The sequence below is a fragment of the Enterococcus sp. DIV1444a genome (genome assembly GCF_051712125.1).
GTDB classification, from domain to species: Bacteria; Bacillota; Bacilli; order Lactobacillales; family Enterococcaceae; genus Enterococcus; species Enterococcus faecalis.
Map to the genome: position 1 here is coordinate 224,862 of NZ_JBIOOG010000001.1, position 13,251 is coordinate 238,112.

General features: G+C 37.5%; 16 protein-coding genes and 1 riboswitch. Of the genes, 9 read left to right on the forward strand and 7 right to left on the reverse strand.

What is annotated here, in order from left to right; genetic code table 11:
• The first annotated feature begins 2 nt into the window (after nucleotides 1-2).
• From IGI87_RS01235 to IGI87_RS01245, 3 genes are read left to right on the forward strand one after another with little or no spacing between them, the layout of a single operon-like run.
• Nucleotides 3-224: a hypothetical protein gene (locus tag IGI87_RS01235; protein WP_002374005.1), complete on the forward strand. Its 222-nt coding sequence runs from the start codon at nucleotides 3-5 to the stop codon at nucleotides 222-224.
• Complete coding sequence (locus tag IGI87_RS01240) at nucleotides 217-450, forward strand: phage holin (protein ID WP_002417568.1); 234 nt, start codon at nucleotides 217-219, stop codon at nucleotides 448-450. The genes IGI87_RS01235 and IGI87_RS01240 overlap by 8 nt, the downstream gene beginning before the upstream one ends.
• A complete protein-coding gene (locus IGI87_RS01245; protein ID WP_438736082.1) occupies nucleotides 451-1,692 on the forward strand; it encodes a LysM peptidoglycan-binding domain-containing protein in 1,242 nt (413 codons plus the stop codon).
• A gap of 20 nt (nucleotides 1,693-1,712) precedes the next feature.
• On the opposite strand, the gene IGI87_RS01250 is transcribed toward IGI87_RS01245, so the two are convergent.
• Nucleotides 1,713-2,141, reverse strand: coding sequence for a hypothetical protein (locus tag IGI87_RS01250; RefSeq protein WP_438736084.1), 429 nt, complete (start codon nucleotides 2,139-2,141; stop codon nucleotides 1,713-1,715).
• Between the two features lie 453 nt (nucleotides 2,142-2,594).
• On the opposite strand from IGI87_RS01250, the gene IGI87_RS01255 reads away from it, so the two are divergent.
• The gene (locus tag IGI87_RS01255; RefSeq protein WP_142428350.1) at nucleotides 2,595-3,080 is read left to right on the forward strand and encodes a hypothetical protein; all 486 of its coding nucleotides are present in this window, start codon (nucleotides 2,595-2,597) and stop codon (nucleotides 3,078-3,080) included.
• A 36-nt stretch (nucleotides 3,081-3,116) separates the two neighbouring features.
• Here the strand turns inward: IGI87_RS01255 and IGI87_RS01260 are convergent, their stop codons facing one another.
• Nucleotides 3,117-3,365 (reverse strand): hypothetical protein, encoded by a 249-nt coding sequence (locus tag IGI87_RS01260; protein ID WP_002381470.1) that lies wholly within the window; start codon nucleotides 3,363-3,365, stop codon nucleotides 3,117-3,119.
• 380 nt (nucleotides 3,366-3,745) lie between these two features.
• On the opposite strand from IGI87_RS01260, the gene IGI87_RS01265 reads away from it, so the two are divergent.
• From IGI87_RS01265 to truA, 4 genes are read left to right on the forward strand one after another with little or no spacing between them, the layout of a single operon-like run.
• Complete coding sequence (locus IGI87_RS01265) at nucleotides 3,746-4,585, forward strand: energy-coupling factor ABC transporter ATP-binding protein (RefSeq protein ID WP_104855120.1); 840 nt, start codon at nucleotides 3,746-3,748, stop codon at nucleotides 4,583-4,585.
• Entirely contained in the window at nucleotides 4,561-5,430 is an 870-nt protein-coding gene (locus tag IGI87_RS01270) for an energy-coupling factor ABC transporter ATP-binding protein (protein WP_242365742.1), read from the forward strand. Before IGI87_RS01265 ends, IGI87_RS01270 begins: the two co-directional genes overlap by 25 nt.
• Nucleotides 5,427-6,224: an energy-coupling factor transporter transmembrane component T family protein gene (locus IGI87_RS01275; protein ID WP_002373841.1), complete on the forward strand. Its 798-nt coding sequence runs from the start codon at nucleotides 5,427-5,429 to the stop codon at nucleotides 6,222-6,224. The genes IGI87_RS01270 and IGI87_RS01275 overlap by 4 nt, the downstream gene beginning before the upstream one ends.
• Nucleotides 6,225-6,242: 18 nt before the next feature.
• Nucleotides 6,243-6,992 (forward strand): tRNA pseudouridine(38-40) synthase TruA, encoded by a 750-nt coding sequence (gene truA, locus IGI87_RS01280; protein ID WP_002376397.1) that lies wholly within the window; start codon nucleotides 6,243-6,245, stop codon nucleotides 6,990-6,992.
• A 187-nt stretch (nucleotides 6,993-7,179) separates the two neighbouring features.
• On the opposite strand, the gene IGI87_RS01285 is transcribed toward truA, so the two are convergent.
• From IGI87_RS01285 to IGI87_RS01295, 3 genes are all read right to left on the reverse strand, one after another.
• On the reverse strand, nucleotides 7,180-7,491 hold the full coding sequence (locus tag IGI87_RS01285) for a heavy metal-binding domain-containing protein (RefSeq protein ID WP_002381365.1): 312 nt from the start codon (nucleotides 7,489-7,491) through the stop codon (nucleotides 7,180-7,182).
• A 131-nt stretch (nucleotides 7,492-7,622) separates the two neighbouring features.
• Nucleotides 7,623-8,978 (reverse strand): branched-chain amino acid transport system II carrier protein, encoded by a 1,356-nt coding sequence (brnQ, locus tag IGI87_RS01290; RefSeq protein ID WP_002356239.1) that lies wholly within the window; start codon nucleotides 8,976-8,978, stop codon nucleotides 7,623-7,625.
• 90 nt (nucleotides 8,979-9,068) lie between these two features.
• Nucleotides 9,069-9,560, reverse strand: a complete 492-nt coding sequence (locus IGI87_RS01295; protein WP_113795068.1) for a GNAT family N-acetyltransferase — start codon at nucleotides 9,558-9,560, stop codon at nucleotides 9,069-9,071.
• A gap of 173 nt (nucleotides 9,561-9,733) precedes the next feature.
• Between IGI87_RS01295 and IGI87_RS01300 the strand changes: the two genes are divergently transcribed.
• On the forward strand, nucleotides 9,734-10,318 hold the full coding sequence (locus IGI87_RS01300) for a TIGR00730 family Rossman fold protein (RefSeq protein ID WP_162782655.1): 585 nt from the start codon (nucleotides 9,734-9,736) through the stop codon (nucleotides 10,316-10,318).
• Nucleotides 10,319-10,362: 44 nt separating this feature from the next.
• Here the strand turns inward: IGI87_RS01300 and IGI87_RS01305 are convergent, their stop codons facing one another.
• Both IGI87_RS01305 and IGI87_RS01310 read right to left on the reverse strand, forming a co-directional pair.
• Nucleotides 10,363-11,103, reverse strand: a complete 741-nt coding sequence (locus IGI87_RS01305) for an amino acid ABC transporter ATP-binding protein (protein WP_002356242.1) — start codon at nucleotides 11,101-11,103, stop codon at nucleotides 10,363-10,365.
• Nucleotides 11,104-11,114: 11 nt separating this feature from the next.
• The gene (locus IGI87_RS01310; RefSeq protein ID WP_280211818.1) at nucleotides 11,115-12,698 is read right to left on the reverse strand and encodes an ABC transporter substrate-binding protein/permease; all 1,584 of its coding nucleotides are present in this window, start codon (nucleotides 12,696-12,698) and stop codon (nucleotides 11,115-11,117) included.
• 195 nt (nucleotides 12,699-12,893) lie between these two features.
• Nucleotides 12,894-13,068: riboswitch (Lysine riboswitch) on the reverse strand.
• Between the last annotated feature and the right edge of the window lie 183 nt (nucleotides 13,069-13,251).

A 13,251-nucleotide genomic window follows, 5' to 3' on the forward strand; every position in this document is an offset into this window, starting at 1 on the left:
GGATGAACTTAACACTAGAACAATGGTTAGCGCTGATTACATTTTTAGGCGGAATTATCTTCGCATTAATGAAATTTTATCATGTCTTTTCTCAATTAGAGGATAGCATGAAAGAACTAAAACAAGCTGTTGACCGATTAAATAACCATGAGGTGCGCATTAGTCGATTGGAAGAACAAAATAAAACCCTCTTTCGAGGAATTGGAGGAAATAAAAATGATTGATTGGAAATCAAGAATAAAAAATAAACAATTCTGGTTGTCTCTTATTCCTGCAGTTTTGTTACTTATTCAAGTAGTTGCAGTTCCTTTTGGGTATAAATTTCAAATTGATGTGATTAATCAGCAATTGCTAGATGTTATCAATGCAGTGTTTGTTGTATTAACTATTTTAGGAATTGTGACAGACCATACAACACCTGGATTATCAGATAGAAAAGGAGACAAATAGATGAAAAAGAAACTATTAGTAACATTATTGGTAGGCCTGTTTTTTTTAGCGCCAGTTAGTACATTTGCTGCAAAAGGAGACCAAGGCGTTGATTTGTCTATTTGGAATGGATATCAAGCAACATTTGGTTATTCACATGATAAATTCTCAATTTCACAAATTGGTGGGCAAAATAACTATGGAATTTATGATCAAGTTACTTATTCTAGTCAAGTAGCTAGTACGATTGCTCAAGGTAAACGCGCGCATACGTATGTATGGTGGCAAAATGTCCTTACCTACGAAAATGCAAAGCAAGTATTAGATTACTTTTTACCTAAAGTTCAAACACCAAAGGGATCAATTGTCGCCTTAGATGCGGAAGATGGCGTTCAATCGACGGATGTAACGCTATGGGCGTTAGACTATATCAAAGAGGCTGGATATACACCGATGCTTTACGGATACAAAGGGTATCTTACTTCAGCTTATGATTTATCACGAATTGCAAAGAAGTATCAATTATGGATGGCAGAATATCCAGATTATGAAGTGACACCTTATCCAAATTACAATTATTTTCCTTCATTTGAAAATATCGGTATTTTTCAGTTCACGTCAACCTACGTTGCAGGAGGGCTAGATGGTAACATTGATTTAACAGGTATTACTGATAATGGTTATACAAAAAATAACCAACCAGAAACAAACACACCAGCTATTGAAGAAGGTAAAGAAGTTGAAAAAACACCTACTTCTGCAGTAAAAGTCGGTGACACAGTTAAAGTGAAATTTAATGTAGATGCATGGGCAACTGGTGAAGCTATTCCGCAATGGGTTAAAGGCAACAGCTATAAAGTACAAGAAGTGACTGATAGCAGAGTATTGCTTGGAGGTATCTTGTCATGGATAAGCAAAGGTGATATTGAATTATTGCCAGATGCGGTAACTGTTCCTGATAAACAACCAGAAGCAACACACGTGGTACAATATGGTGAAACGTTATCCAGCATTGCTTACCAACATGGAACAGACTATCAAACGTTAGCAACTTTAAATGGTTTAGCTAATCCAAATCTTATTTACCCAGGTCAAGTTTTGAAAGTCAACGGATCAGCAGCAAGCAATGTTTACACGGTTCAATACGGCGACAATTTATCAAGTATTGCAACCAAACTAGGCACGACATACCAAGCTTTAGCTGTATTAAACGGACTAGCAAATCCTAACTTGATTTATCCTGGTCAAAATTTAAATTACTAAAAAAAGTAAAAGCCTACTTCTCATTTTAGAGAGGTAGGCTTATTTTTTGTGTTCGGACGTTTAATATCTTCATAAAGGATCAAAGTATAATTGTATTCTAAAAAGTTTTCAAAAATATCGCTTTTTTTTATAATAGGGAAAAGAGCAACTTCGTAGTCTAAGGCATATTTTTTTACTCTAGAAACTGCTTCAAGTTCTGGCAATTCATCGAATCTCTTCAACTCAGTTAAATTACTCGTATCAAATTTAATATATTTTGATGAATCATTGCTTACTTCATCAAAATACTTCACCAAAGCTTCAGCTTTTCCAAGCCCAATATTTTCAATAGCTGTTTTTCCACTTCTTATTTTGTCAATGTATTGTGTGCTTATGCCTGTTTCTTTTGCAATGCGATAGCTCGTTAAATCCATGTCTATTAATTTTTCGATTTTTTCAGTGTAAATCATTTAATCAACTACTTTCTTTTGCTTAATATGCCTACAATTAACAAGATTACTAAGTAAGTAATCCAATTAATCACATTGAAAACTGTAAGACCTAAACCAACTAATACAACAGCAAGTAATGTTAATCCGTAAGCTTTATTTTTCATATTATTCATGCTAGAATTAATTTATAGAAAGGGAGCTTTAGCTCCCAATCATTATTCTTTTTAGTCGTCGTTATCGTCTTTTAAAAGTTCTTTTACAATTTTTGCGGATTGGAGAACTCCTAGGACGATTGCGACGGCTTTTCCTATGTCGTCTAGCACTTGTTTCACCTCCTTAACTATATTTAATTATACATCTATAGTTGTATAAAGTCAATAGTTTTTAGTTAAAATTGCCTTAATTAGACAATTCTAGTTGAAAAACAGAACGGATGTTCGTATAATAGTTTCGATAGGAGAGTGTGGAGAAATGGTGAGACGAACTAAAAAAGAGTTTAAACCTTATAATGATTATGTTGATAGGCCATTCGAATTAAAGTGGCCCACAGCTTTTCCGTTGGGTGAGTTAACAGAAGCAATAAAAAATACAGACGAATACCACGCTCGAAATATCGAGCGTTTGCCACAGCAATCACAACAGCAAATAGAATATTTTTTAGATCGCTCTATTAAGCAAAACAAAGTACTAGAGATTCAATTGAATTCGTTAGATGAATATGACCGAGTGAAGCCACATGTTTTTGGCGCATTTCGTGGAATGGCAGAATTCGATGTTGTGTTGATTGGAGAAAATGAGGTCGATTTTTATGATATTAGAAACATTCAGATTCATAATTTCACCAAGTGGAGTGAAGAACATATACCTGAAGAAAAACCATTTGAAGAAGAAACAGAACATTGCGACACAATAGATGAATTTGTAGACGAATATTTCGATGATACTTGGATCGAATAATTTAACCCCAACTCAATATTAGAGTTGGGGTTTATTTTATGCACTAATCAAAGTTTTTCTTACAAGCATTTTTTCAATTACAAGTTGATTTCGTTTATTCAAATGACCATAGACAGCTAGTTCAGATTTTTCGGGTAGCATTAGTAACATATTTGCTAGCTCGCATTTGGAGACGATACAGTTTATAGTTTCGTCCTGTGTTACTAATGAGAATCGAACTAGCATTTTTGGATACATACTTAACATTCTAATCTTTTCAACTACTCCTACATAATTAGTTTTCATGATATCGCCCTCCTAGTAATATAATTATACCGAATATATGTTCGTGTTGTCTATCGTTTTACAAAACTGTAATATTTGACTACCATTTGAATACCATAATGATGGTATTCAGGTATTTTTACATTTGAGTTAATCACTTAGAAGTATTGATTTTAAGCCATTTGTCAAAGTATGTGAGAACAGATTATACTATAATCTTGTTTTATGAGAACAAGAAGTTATTTTTATGAAAAATAGACCTGTCAAGACAGATAAGAGCTCCCATAATGACCGTTCTTTTGGTATAATAAAAAATAGTGTGAAGAATCAGAACAGATGATTGAAAAAACGCTACTTTTTTGGTAGTGTTAGAAAGAATAAATAGATTGAGGGAGTACGCGATGCAACCAATCATTGAACTAAATAATATCCAATTTAATTATCAACCAGAAGATGCTTCTCCCGCTTTAAAAGATGTGTCTTTTTCCATTCAACAAGGCGAATGGGTCGCTATTATTGGCCATAATGGTTCTGGTAAATCAACGTTAGCCAAAACGATCAATGGGCTGTTACTGCCAGCTGCTGGGACTATCAAAGTTGGCGGCAAAGAATTAAACGAAGCAAACGTCTGGGATATCCGGCGTATGGTAGGAATGGTCTTTCAGAATCCAGATAACCAATTTGTCGGTTCAACAGTCGAAGACGATGTGGCTTTTGGTTTAGAAAATCAAGGCATTCCGCGTGACGAAATGGTCGAACGTGTCCACGATGCCTTAGAACGGGTTCGTATGTTAGATTTTGCCAAGCGAGAACCTGCTCGGCTATCTGGCGGTCAAAAACAACGAGTAGCTATCGCTGGTGTGGTTGCTTTGCGACCAGATATTATTATTTTAGACGAAGCGACAAGTATGTTAGATCCAGAAGGTCGTGCAGAAGTAATTGCTACCATTCAAAAGATTAAAGAAGAAAGCAATTTAACAGTTATTTCTATTACCCACGATATTGATGAAGCGGCTAATGCGAATCGTATTTTAGTGATGCGCCAAGGACAATTAACAAGCGAAGGAACGCCAGAAAAGATTTTTTCTGCAGGAGAAGCGCTTGTTGAAATGGGCTTGGATTTACCGTTTCCTGAAAAATTAAAAGTAGCTTTGAAAGAGCGTGGCGTTGTTGTGCCAACGAATTATTTAACAGAAGAAGGGATGGTGGATTGGTTATGGACATCCGTTTTAAACAAGTAGATTTTACTTACCAACCCAATACTCCTTTTGAGCAACGGGCATTATTCGATATTAATTTAACGATTCAAGACGGCTCTTATACAGCGATTGTCGGTCATACTGGCAGTGGCAAATCAACGCTATTGCAACATTTAAATGCTTTGGTGAAACCAACTAAAGGCCAAGTGACAATTGGAGAGCGTGTGATTACGCCAGAAACTGATAATAAGAATTTAAAACCAATTCGTAAAAAAGTTGGGATTGTTTTTCAATTTCCAGAAGCACAATTGTTTGAAGAAACCGTGGAGCGAGACATCGCTTTCGGACCGAAAAACTTTGGTGTTTCTGACGAAGAAGCGAAAAAATTAGCTAAGAAAATGCTTAATTTAGTCGGCTTAGATGAAAAATACTTACAACATTCTCCGTTTGAGTTATCAGGTGGCCAAATGCGCCGTGTCGCAATTGCTGGTGTGCTAGCGATGGAACCAGAAGTCTTAGTATTAGACGAACCGACCGCTGGTTTGGATCCTAAGGGTCGTAAAGAAATGATGGAGATGTTTAGTCGTCTGCATAAAGAACACAATATGACCATCGTTTTAGTGACACATTTGATGGATGATGTGGCTAATTACGCAGATCATGTGATTGTTTTAGAAAAAGGACAAATCGTCCAAGCGGGAGCACCACAAGAAGTGTTTCAAGAGACACAATGGTTGAAAGAAAAACAATTAGGCGTGCCAACTGCGGCCGAATTTGCTGAAAAATTAGTGGCAAAAGGCTTTTCTTTTGAGCAATTACCATTAACGGCCGATCAATTAGCCGATCAGCTTCTGAAAAAAATGCAGGAAGCAGGTGAGGCAAAATGATGAATAAATTAATTTTTGGGCGCTATATTCCAGGTGATTCTTTTATCCATCGTTTAGATCCGCGCGCCAAATTATTAGCTAGTTTTTATTTTATTGGAATTATCTTTTTAGCAAATAATTGGCAGAGTTATGTTTTAATAGCGGCCTTTACTGCTTTTGCTATTTCATTATCAAAAATCAGCGCCCGCTTCTTTATCCGCGGTGTTCGGCCATTATTATGGCTAATTCTGTTCACTGTGGCTCTTCAAACCTTGTTTACACAAGGGGGAGAAGTGTACTTTCAGTGGGGAATTATTTCCATTACCCAGTTTGGTGTGACGAATGGGCTATTTATTTTCTGTCGTTTTGTTTTAATTATTTTCATGTCAACGCTATTAACTTTAACAACGGCACCATTAGAGTTATCAGATGCGATTGAATATTTGCTACGTCCACTTCGTGTGGTGAAATTTCCAGTTCACGAAGTTTCATTGATGTTATCCATTGCTTTACGTTTTGTCCCAACATTAATGGATGAAACGGAAAAGATTATGAATGCCCAACGTGCCCGTGGCGTGGATTTTGGTGAAGGAAACTTACTTCAAAAAATGAAAGCTATTGTTCCACTTTTAATTCCGCTTTTCGTAAGTAGTTTTAATCGTGCGGAAGATTTGGCGACTGCCATGGAAGCAAGAGGTTATCAAGGTGGCGAAGGACGGACAAAATACCGCATTCTTCATTGGCACCTACGAGATACAATAGTAATGTTTGGCTTTGTCTTGTTAACCATTGGCTTATTTGTATTAAGAACTTAGAAAAGGTGAAGAAAAATTATGCCCCGCTATAAAGCAATCATTGCCTATGATGGCACTCATTTTCATGGCTTTCAAAAGCAGCCTAATGAGCGTACCGTTCAAGAAGAAATAGAAAAAACGTTAGCACGCATGAATAATGGACGCTCCGTGACGGTTTTTGGTTCAGGACGAACAGATGCAGGTGTTCATGCAATGGGCCAAGTGATTCACTTTGATTATCCGCAGGAACGTCCGTTGGAAAAAATGCGCTTTGCGTTAGACACACAAACACCAGAAGACATTGCTGTGCGCAGCGTGGAACGTGTTTCAGAAGACTTTCATGCACGTTATCACGTGATCGAAAAAACCTATCAATTTAAAGTGGATATTGGCAAACCACGAAGTCCATTTCGACGTTTTTATGCCAGTTATTTTCCGTATCCCATTGATCTCGAAAAAATCCAACAAGCTTTGCCTGATTTATTAGGTACCCATGATTTTACCTCTTTCTGTGCCTCAGGAAGTTCGGTAGAAGATAAAGTCCGGACCATTCATGAAGCCAGTGTTCATGTCAATGAAACGGGGGATGAATTAACATTCACTTTTCGGGGCGATGGTTTCTTGTACAAAATGATTCGGATTTTAGTTGGTACGCTATTGAAAATCGGCAATGGGCGGCTAGAACCAACCGCAATTCCAGCAATTATTGCAGCCAAAGATCGAAATCTAGCTGGTCCGACTGCTCATCCAGAAGGATTGTATTTAGCAGAAGTGAAATATGAAAAATAAAAGAGCGTGGGACAAAAATCACTTTGGATTTTTGCTCCACGCTCAAAAACTGATAAACGGCGGGAACAGAAGCAACTCCTTCGGAAATAAGCCGAAATTCTCCAAAAATTACAGAACAATTTTCGGAAATTCCTTCTTATTTCTCGGAGTTAAACGCTTCTGTCCCGACCTCTTTTAGTTGCAAAATTTAGATGTATTTAACAGCTGTTCCGTAAGCCACGACAGATTGCATGTCGGTACCAATTGTGCCAGAATCAAAACGCATCATCACAACGGCATCCGCACCTAATTTAGAGGCTTCTGCTTTTAAACGTTCGATTGCTTGGTCGCGTGCTTCTCGTTGCATATCAGTGTAACCTTTGATTTCACCGCCAACTACGCTTTTTAGTCCAGCACCTAAATCTTTAAACATATTTTTAGAACGTGTGGTTAACCCGAAAACTTCTCCAATAATTTCATATTCTTGACCGCTAATTCTCTCGGTTGTTGTAACTAACATGGGTAATTTCCTCCAGTACTTGTTGGTAACTTCAATTTACCATAGTCAAGAGTTTGGTACAACGAATATACATAAAAACGACACTAGAAAAGATGCGCTTCCACATTTTTCTAGTGCCGTTTTGGTAAGAATTAATCAAGGATAGGATCTTTTTTAGAAATCATGACCCAAACCCAACTAATTAGAAAAGCAACCGTTGCTGGAACGACCCAGCCCATGCCAATAGTGAACAATGGTAAGTATTGGCCGGCTTTTTCTAAAAGCGTTGTTACAAACGCCGTATCTTTGATAAAGGCGGGGGAGCTATTTAATGCATCTAAAACAGCAGCAATCAATGTGATATAGGTCGTTGCTTGATAGACTTCCCGTCGATGTTTGAAAATCGGACTGATGATTACCAAAAGCATTAAAGTAATCGCCAATGGATAAAGGAACATCAAGACTGGAACGGCAAATTGAATGATGTTGGTTAAGCCGACATTTGCAAAAATAGCTGGTAAAATAACAACAATTGCCAAGAATTTTTGATAGGAAACCTTCGGAAACATTTCTTCAAAAGTCTCAGAAAAGGCTGTGCTTAAGCCGATACCTGTTTTTAAACAAGCAAGAACTACGATAAAAGCCAGTAAAATACTCCCTGGTAGGCCTAAATAGTAATTAGCAATTTGGGCTAAGGCAATCCCGCCATTTTCACTGATTGGAAAAGCCCCGATACTCATTGTTCCCATATAAGCAAGTAAGGTATAGATAATCCCCATCAATACAACACTGAAAGCACCTGATTTAATCATTCCTTTAGCGATATCTCCAGGTTTTTCGACGCCCATATTTCGCAAAGTGGAAACGACAACAATCCCAAAAGCTAATGAAGCTAAAGCATCCAACGTATTATAACCTTCTGTAAATCCTTTAAAGAAAGGACTTGAAATATAATTTTCACCAACAGCGGCACTGGCCACATGACCTAATGGCTTTACAAAGGCTAAAACAATCAAAATCCCTAGCAATGCTAAAAATAACGGATTTAAAAATTTACCCACATAATCTAAGATTTTACTTGGCTTTCGAGAGAAGAGCCAAACGGCTAAGAAAAATAATGCGGAAAAGCCAGCAAGAACCAGCCATTGCAAGTCTTTAGGAACAAATGGTGCAAGACCAATCTCAAAAGAAGTAGTTGCTAACCTTGGTAAAGCAAAGAAAGGACCAATCGTTAAATATAATAGTAAGGTAAAAATAAGAGCATAACGACGATTAATCCGAGAAGCTAAGTCAAAAACACCTGAACTTTTAGAAACACCCATAGCAATGACACCAAGAAAAGGTAAGCCAATTCCAGTGGCTAAGAAGCCCAAGTTTGCTAAAAAGACGGAAGCCCCCGCTTCTTGTCCCATATGTACAGGGAAAATTAAATTTCCAGCACCGAAAAACAAACCGAATAACATTGAACCAACGTATAGATAATCACGCCAAACTAACTTTTTTTGCATAGATTCACACTCCTTAATATTGTCTTATTATTTAAAATAACAGAAGAAGAAACAGAGAGCAACCAGTTTTTATAGAAAACATTGGTTTTCTTATTTTTCTATGAAATAAGCATACTGATAATCATCACAATAGTGTCCATTTATATAAAATTCTTCTTTAAAATGTGCTTCTTGCACAAAACCATGTTTTTCATAGAATCGAATGGCTTCTTGATTGGTAGCCATTACTCGCAAACTCAGCTTATGAATCCCGCTTATCTGGGCCATCTCTTTGACATACGACAGCAAAGAACCACCAATCCCTTGACCTTGGAAATCTGGCGAAACGCCAATACTTAATAGCCATTGTTTTTGATGAGCTGCTAACGAAGTGGGCGGATGAACTTCAATAAATCCAGCGAATTGTTGTCCGCTGATGGCAACGAAAATCGTTTCATCTTTCATTTTTTCTTGATATGCTGCAAGCGAGAGTGGTTGTATCTCGGCAGGGGTATTCTTTTTTGTCCAAATGACTTGATCCAAGGCATGTAATGCGGGCCAATCTGCTTCAGCAATTAAGCGAATAGTGAGTGAGGTAGACAAGATAAGCGGACTCCTTTTTCTGAAATTTTAAAATATAAAATGACTATAGCACTTATTGTCTGAAAATTCAAATACTTTTAAAGTGAAAAGAAAAATGGTTGCATCTTTTCGAGAAAATTAAAATATGCTACCATAGCTACCAGAGGATAGGTAGTAAAAAATAATCTATCTAAATGGAGGGTATGTTTGTGAAAAAAATGGCAGTATATTGTGGCGCTAATCTGGGGAATGAGCCAATCTATCAGCAAACTGCGGTAGAATTAGCCACTTGGATGAAAGAAAATCACTATGATTTAGTTTATGGTGGTGGCAATGTTGGTCTAATGGGAACGGTGGCTGACACTCTTTTAGCAGAAGGTGGAGAGGTAATTGGTGTCATGCCCACTTTTTTAATGGAGCGGGAGATTGCACATAATGGCATTACAAAGATGCATACAGTCAGTGATATGCATGCGCGCAAGAAAAAGATGATTGAATTGGCAGATGTGTATTTAGCTTTACCCGGTGGTCCAGGCACACTAGAAGAAATTAGCGAGGTGATCTCTTGGGGCCGAGTCGGTGAACATATGAATCCTTGTATTTTATATAACGTGAATGGTTACTATGACTTATTAGCTGCCTTTTTTGATAAAATGGTAGAAACTAGTTTCTTAACAGCGGCGGATCGAGCTAAAATTTTCATTTCAGATTCCTTAGAAGAAATTGGGGCATTTATTGATTCCTATGAACCGCCAATGATTCGTCAATACAAAAAATAACAAAAGAGGCAGTCACTCTGACCAGAATGACTGCCTCTTTTTTACTAGTTTTTCGTTAAAATCCGATGTAAGAACTCTTTTGTCCGAGCTTCTTTTGGATGGACAAAAATATCTTCAGCGGTCCCTTCTTCGGCAATGACACCTTTATCCATGAAAATGACACGATCGGATACGTCCCGCGCAAATTCCATTTCATGTGTGACAATCACCATTGTTAGCCCTGTGTGAGCAAGATTTTTCATCGTTTTCAACACTTCGCCAACCATTTCAGGGTCCAATGCAGAAGTTGGTTCATCGAAAAGTAAAACATCTGGATCCATTGATAATGCTCGAGCAATGGCTACCCGTTGCTTTTGTCCACCAGACAATTGAGCGGGTTTGGCATCAATAAAACGAGCCATGCCAACTTTTTCTAAATTTTCTAAGGCAATTTTTTTGGCTTCTTCCTTGTTTCTTTTTAGGACAGTCATCTGACCAGATGTACAGTTTTCTAAGACATTCATGTTATTAAATAAATTGAATGATTGGAAAACCATCCCTAAATGGGTCCGATATTTGGGCAAACTATAACCACGTTCTAAAACATTTTTACCATTATAGATGATTTTGCCATCTGTTGGTTTTTCTAACAAATTAATACAACGTAGTAACGTTGATTTACCAGAACCAGAAGAACCGATAATGGTGACAACTTCTCCTTTGTTGACGTTCATATTGATATCTTTTAATACTTCGTTTTCGCCAAAGCTTTTTCGTAAATGTTCAATTTCAATAATTGCACTCATCTGTTTGCCTCCTAGCTTTCTTTTCCTTCTTCAGTTAATTCTTCTACTTTAACGTAAGCAGAAGGGCCATCCATTTTACGTTCCACAACACGTAAGATTCGTGTAATCACAAAAGTCATTACCAAGTACATGATGCCGACAATTGTAAAGGTTTGGAAGAACTGGAAGTTTGCGCCAGAAGCAGCATTCCCTTGGAAGAATAAATCTGCGACACCAATAACACTTAACACGGCCGTATCTTTGATATTAATGACAAATTCATTCCCTGTTGCAGGTAAAATATTACGTAATACTTGGGGAATAACGACTTTACGCATTGTTTGTCCATGGGTCATCCCAATCGCTTGTGCTGCCTCGAATTGTCCTTTATCTACTGCGAAAATACCTCCGCGAACAATTTCAGACATATAGGCACCAGTATTCACAGAAACGATAAATAATGCGGCCACTGTTCGGTCTAAAGAGATGCCAAAAGCTAGAGCTAAACCATAGAAAATAACCATTGCTTGAACCATCATCGGTGTACCACGGAAAACTTCAATATAAATAGAAAGAATTAAATTTCCTAATTTTTGGAAGAAACGAGCGACTGGGTTTTCAGAATCTGGAACTGTACGGAAGACACCAATTAGTAAACCAAGAGTTGTTCCGACTACCGTCCCAATTAACGCGATAAATAGCGTTAAACCAGCACCACGTAAAAACATGTCGCCATATTGATTCCAAATATTTTTGAAATCGTTAATAAGTCCTGTTTTTTGTTCATCACTATCTGTTGCTGCAGGTTGATCCTTGATGGCTTGGTCCATAATTTTTGTCCGTTCATCTTGAGAAATACCTGCTAAAATTTTGTTTACTTTTTCAATGTCTGGATCGCCTTTACGCATGCCGACTGCTACTTGCGAGTCTTCAGCGCTAGCATCAAAGCCATTTTCTTTTGGAAATTCTAACATTTTTAATTCTTTATTGACACTAGTTGCTGTTACGCCTTCAGGACGTTCACTAACATACCCGTCAATCATGCCAGAAGCAAGTGCTGTTCGCATAGCTGAAAAGTTATCCATTGCTTGCTGTTTATTGACATTTGGAATTTGATCAATTAATCCATAGTGGAATGTATTTAGTTGAGCCGTAATTTTAGCATCAGCTAAATCTTTCAAGCTTTTTGCATTAGCGTATTTACCATCTTTTTTTACAATTACGACAAATTGTGATTCATAATAAGGGTTTGTAAAAGCAATTTCTTTTTTTCGTTCAGCGGTTGGACTCATTCCGGCGATAATGGCATCAATTTTTCCGGATTGTAAGGCGGGCGCCAAGCCGTCCCATTTGGTTTGGACGATTACTAATTTACGACCTAAACCATCGGCAATTTTTTTAGAAATTTGAACATCATAGCCGCCTGCATAAGAGTTGCCTTGAATAGGCACTGCGCCATGTGCATCATTTTTCTGTGACCAGTTAAAAGGGGCGTAGCCAGCCTCCATGCCGACACGGAATTCACCATTTTCCTCCGCCGAAGCGTTGGTTGTCATGCCAAGTAACGAAAATAGCGTGACCAGTAGTAGACTGAATGAAAAAACTTTTTTGTTCATCTTTTTCTCTCCTTTAAATTTCTTGTCTGATTGATCGTTCTGTCTTTTTTCAATCAACAAGCTTTGATAATCAGCTGAGCAAAAGCGATTCTGTCTTTTTAAAGGAGAATACTTCTGTCACAACCTATTTTTGAATACAAAAAAAACAACCAAACAGATGTAAGGTTGCTAGGTAATGTCGAAAAAAATTCCTCAACGAAACATAGCACAACTTAGCATCACTACTAAGACAGTCCGCAAGCTCTTAACTTACGTCCCAACACACAACAGAAGAGGCTCCGTTATGCATTTCGGCGATTGATCCTAAACTTGCTTCCCAGTGTCCTCTCACTCCACAAGCGTAATAAAAACCGCGACCTCTACCTCTTTTTTGAGGCACTATTCAGTTATTAAATTCAGTTATTAATTTTAGGATAAATCCAGAAGAAAGTCAATATGTTCCAGCAAAGGAATTTATCAAGAGGACACAAACACTATGAAATTAGCGTAACATTTTCCCTACGAAATAGAAACTAATACGAAAAAAGCAACCATTCCTAAAGGAACAGTTGCT

Bases quoted from the DNA above. Each gene is read 5' to 3' on its own strand.
- IGI87_RS01270 (WP_242365742.1), top strand. From the start codon at position 4,561: ATGGACATCCGTTTTAAACAAGTAGATTTTACTTACCAACCCAATACT.
- IGI87_RS01285 (WP_002381365.1), bottom strand. From the start codon at position 7,491: ATGTTAGTTACAACAACCGAGAGAATTAGCGGTCAAGAATATGAAATT.
- truA (WP_002376397.1), top strand. From the start codon at position 6,243: ATGCCCCGCTATAAAGCAATCATTGCCTATGATGGCACTCATTTTCAT.
- IGI87_RS01300 (WP_162782655.1), top strand. From the start codon at position 9,734: ATGGAGGGTATGTTTGTGAAAAAAATGGCAGTATATTGTGGCGCTAAT.
- IGI87_RS01250 (WP_438736084.1), bottom strand. From the start codon at position 2,141: ATGATTTACACTGAAAAAATCGAAAAATTAATAGACATGGATTTAACG.
- brnQ (WP_002356239.1), bottom strand. From the start codon at position 8,978: ATGCAAAAAAAGTTAGTTTGGCGTGATTATCTATACGTTGGTTCAATG.
- IGI87_RS01245 (WP_438736082.1), top strand. From the start codon at position 451: ATGAAAAAGAAACTATTAGTAACATTATTGGTAGGCCTGTTTTTTTTA.
- IGI87_RS01265 (WP_104855120.1), top strand. From the start codon at position 3,746: ATGCAACCAATCATTGAACTAAATAATATCCAATTTAATTATCAACCA.
- IGI87_RS01240 (WP_002417568.1), top strand. From the start codon at position 217: ATGATTGATTGGAAATCAAGAATAAAAAATAAACAATTCTGGTTGTCT.
- IGI87_RS01235 (WP_002374005.1), top strand. From the start codon at position 3: ATGAACTTAACACTAGAACAATGGTTAGCGCTGATTACATTTTTAGGC.
- IGI87_RS01260 (WP_002381470.1), bottom strand. From the start codon at position 3,365: ATGAAAACTAATTATGTAGGAGTAGTTGAAAAGATTAGAATGTTAAGT.
- IGI87_RS01310 (WP_280211818.1), bottom strand. From the start codon at position 12,698: ATGAACAAAAAAGTTTTTTCATTCAGTCTACTACTGGTCACGCTATTT.
- IGI87_RS01305 (WP_002356242.1), bottom strand. From the start codon at position 11,103: ATGAGTGCAATTATTGAAATTGAACATTTACGAAAAAGCTTTGGCGAA.
- IGI87_RS01255 (WP_142428350.1), top strand. From the start codon at position 2,595: ATGGTGAGACGAACTAAAAAAGAGTTTAAACCTTATAATGATTATGTT.
- IGI87_RS01275 (WP_002373841.1), top strand. From the start codon at position 5,427: ATGATGAATAAATTAATTTTTGGGCGCTATATTCCAGGTGATTCTTTT.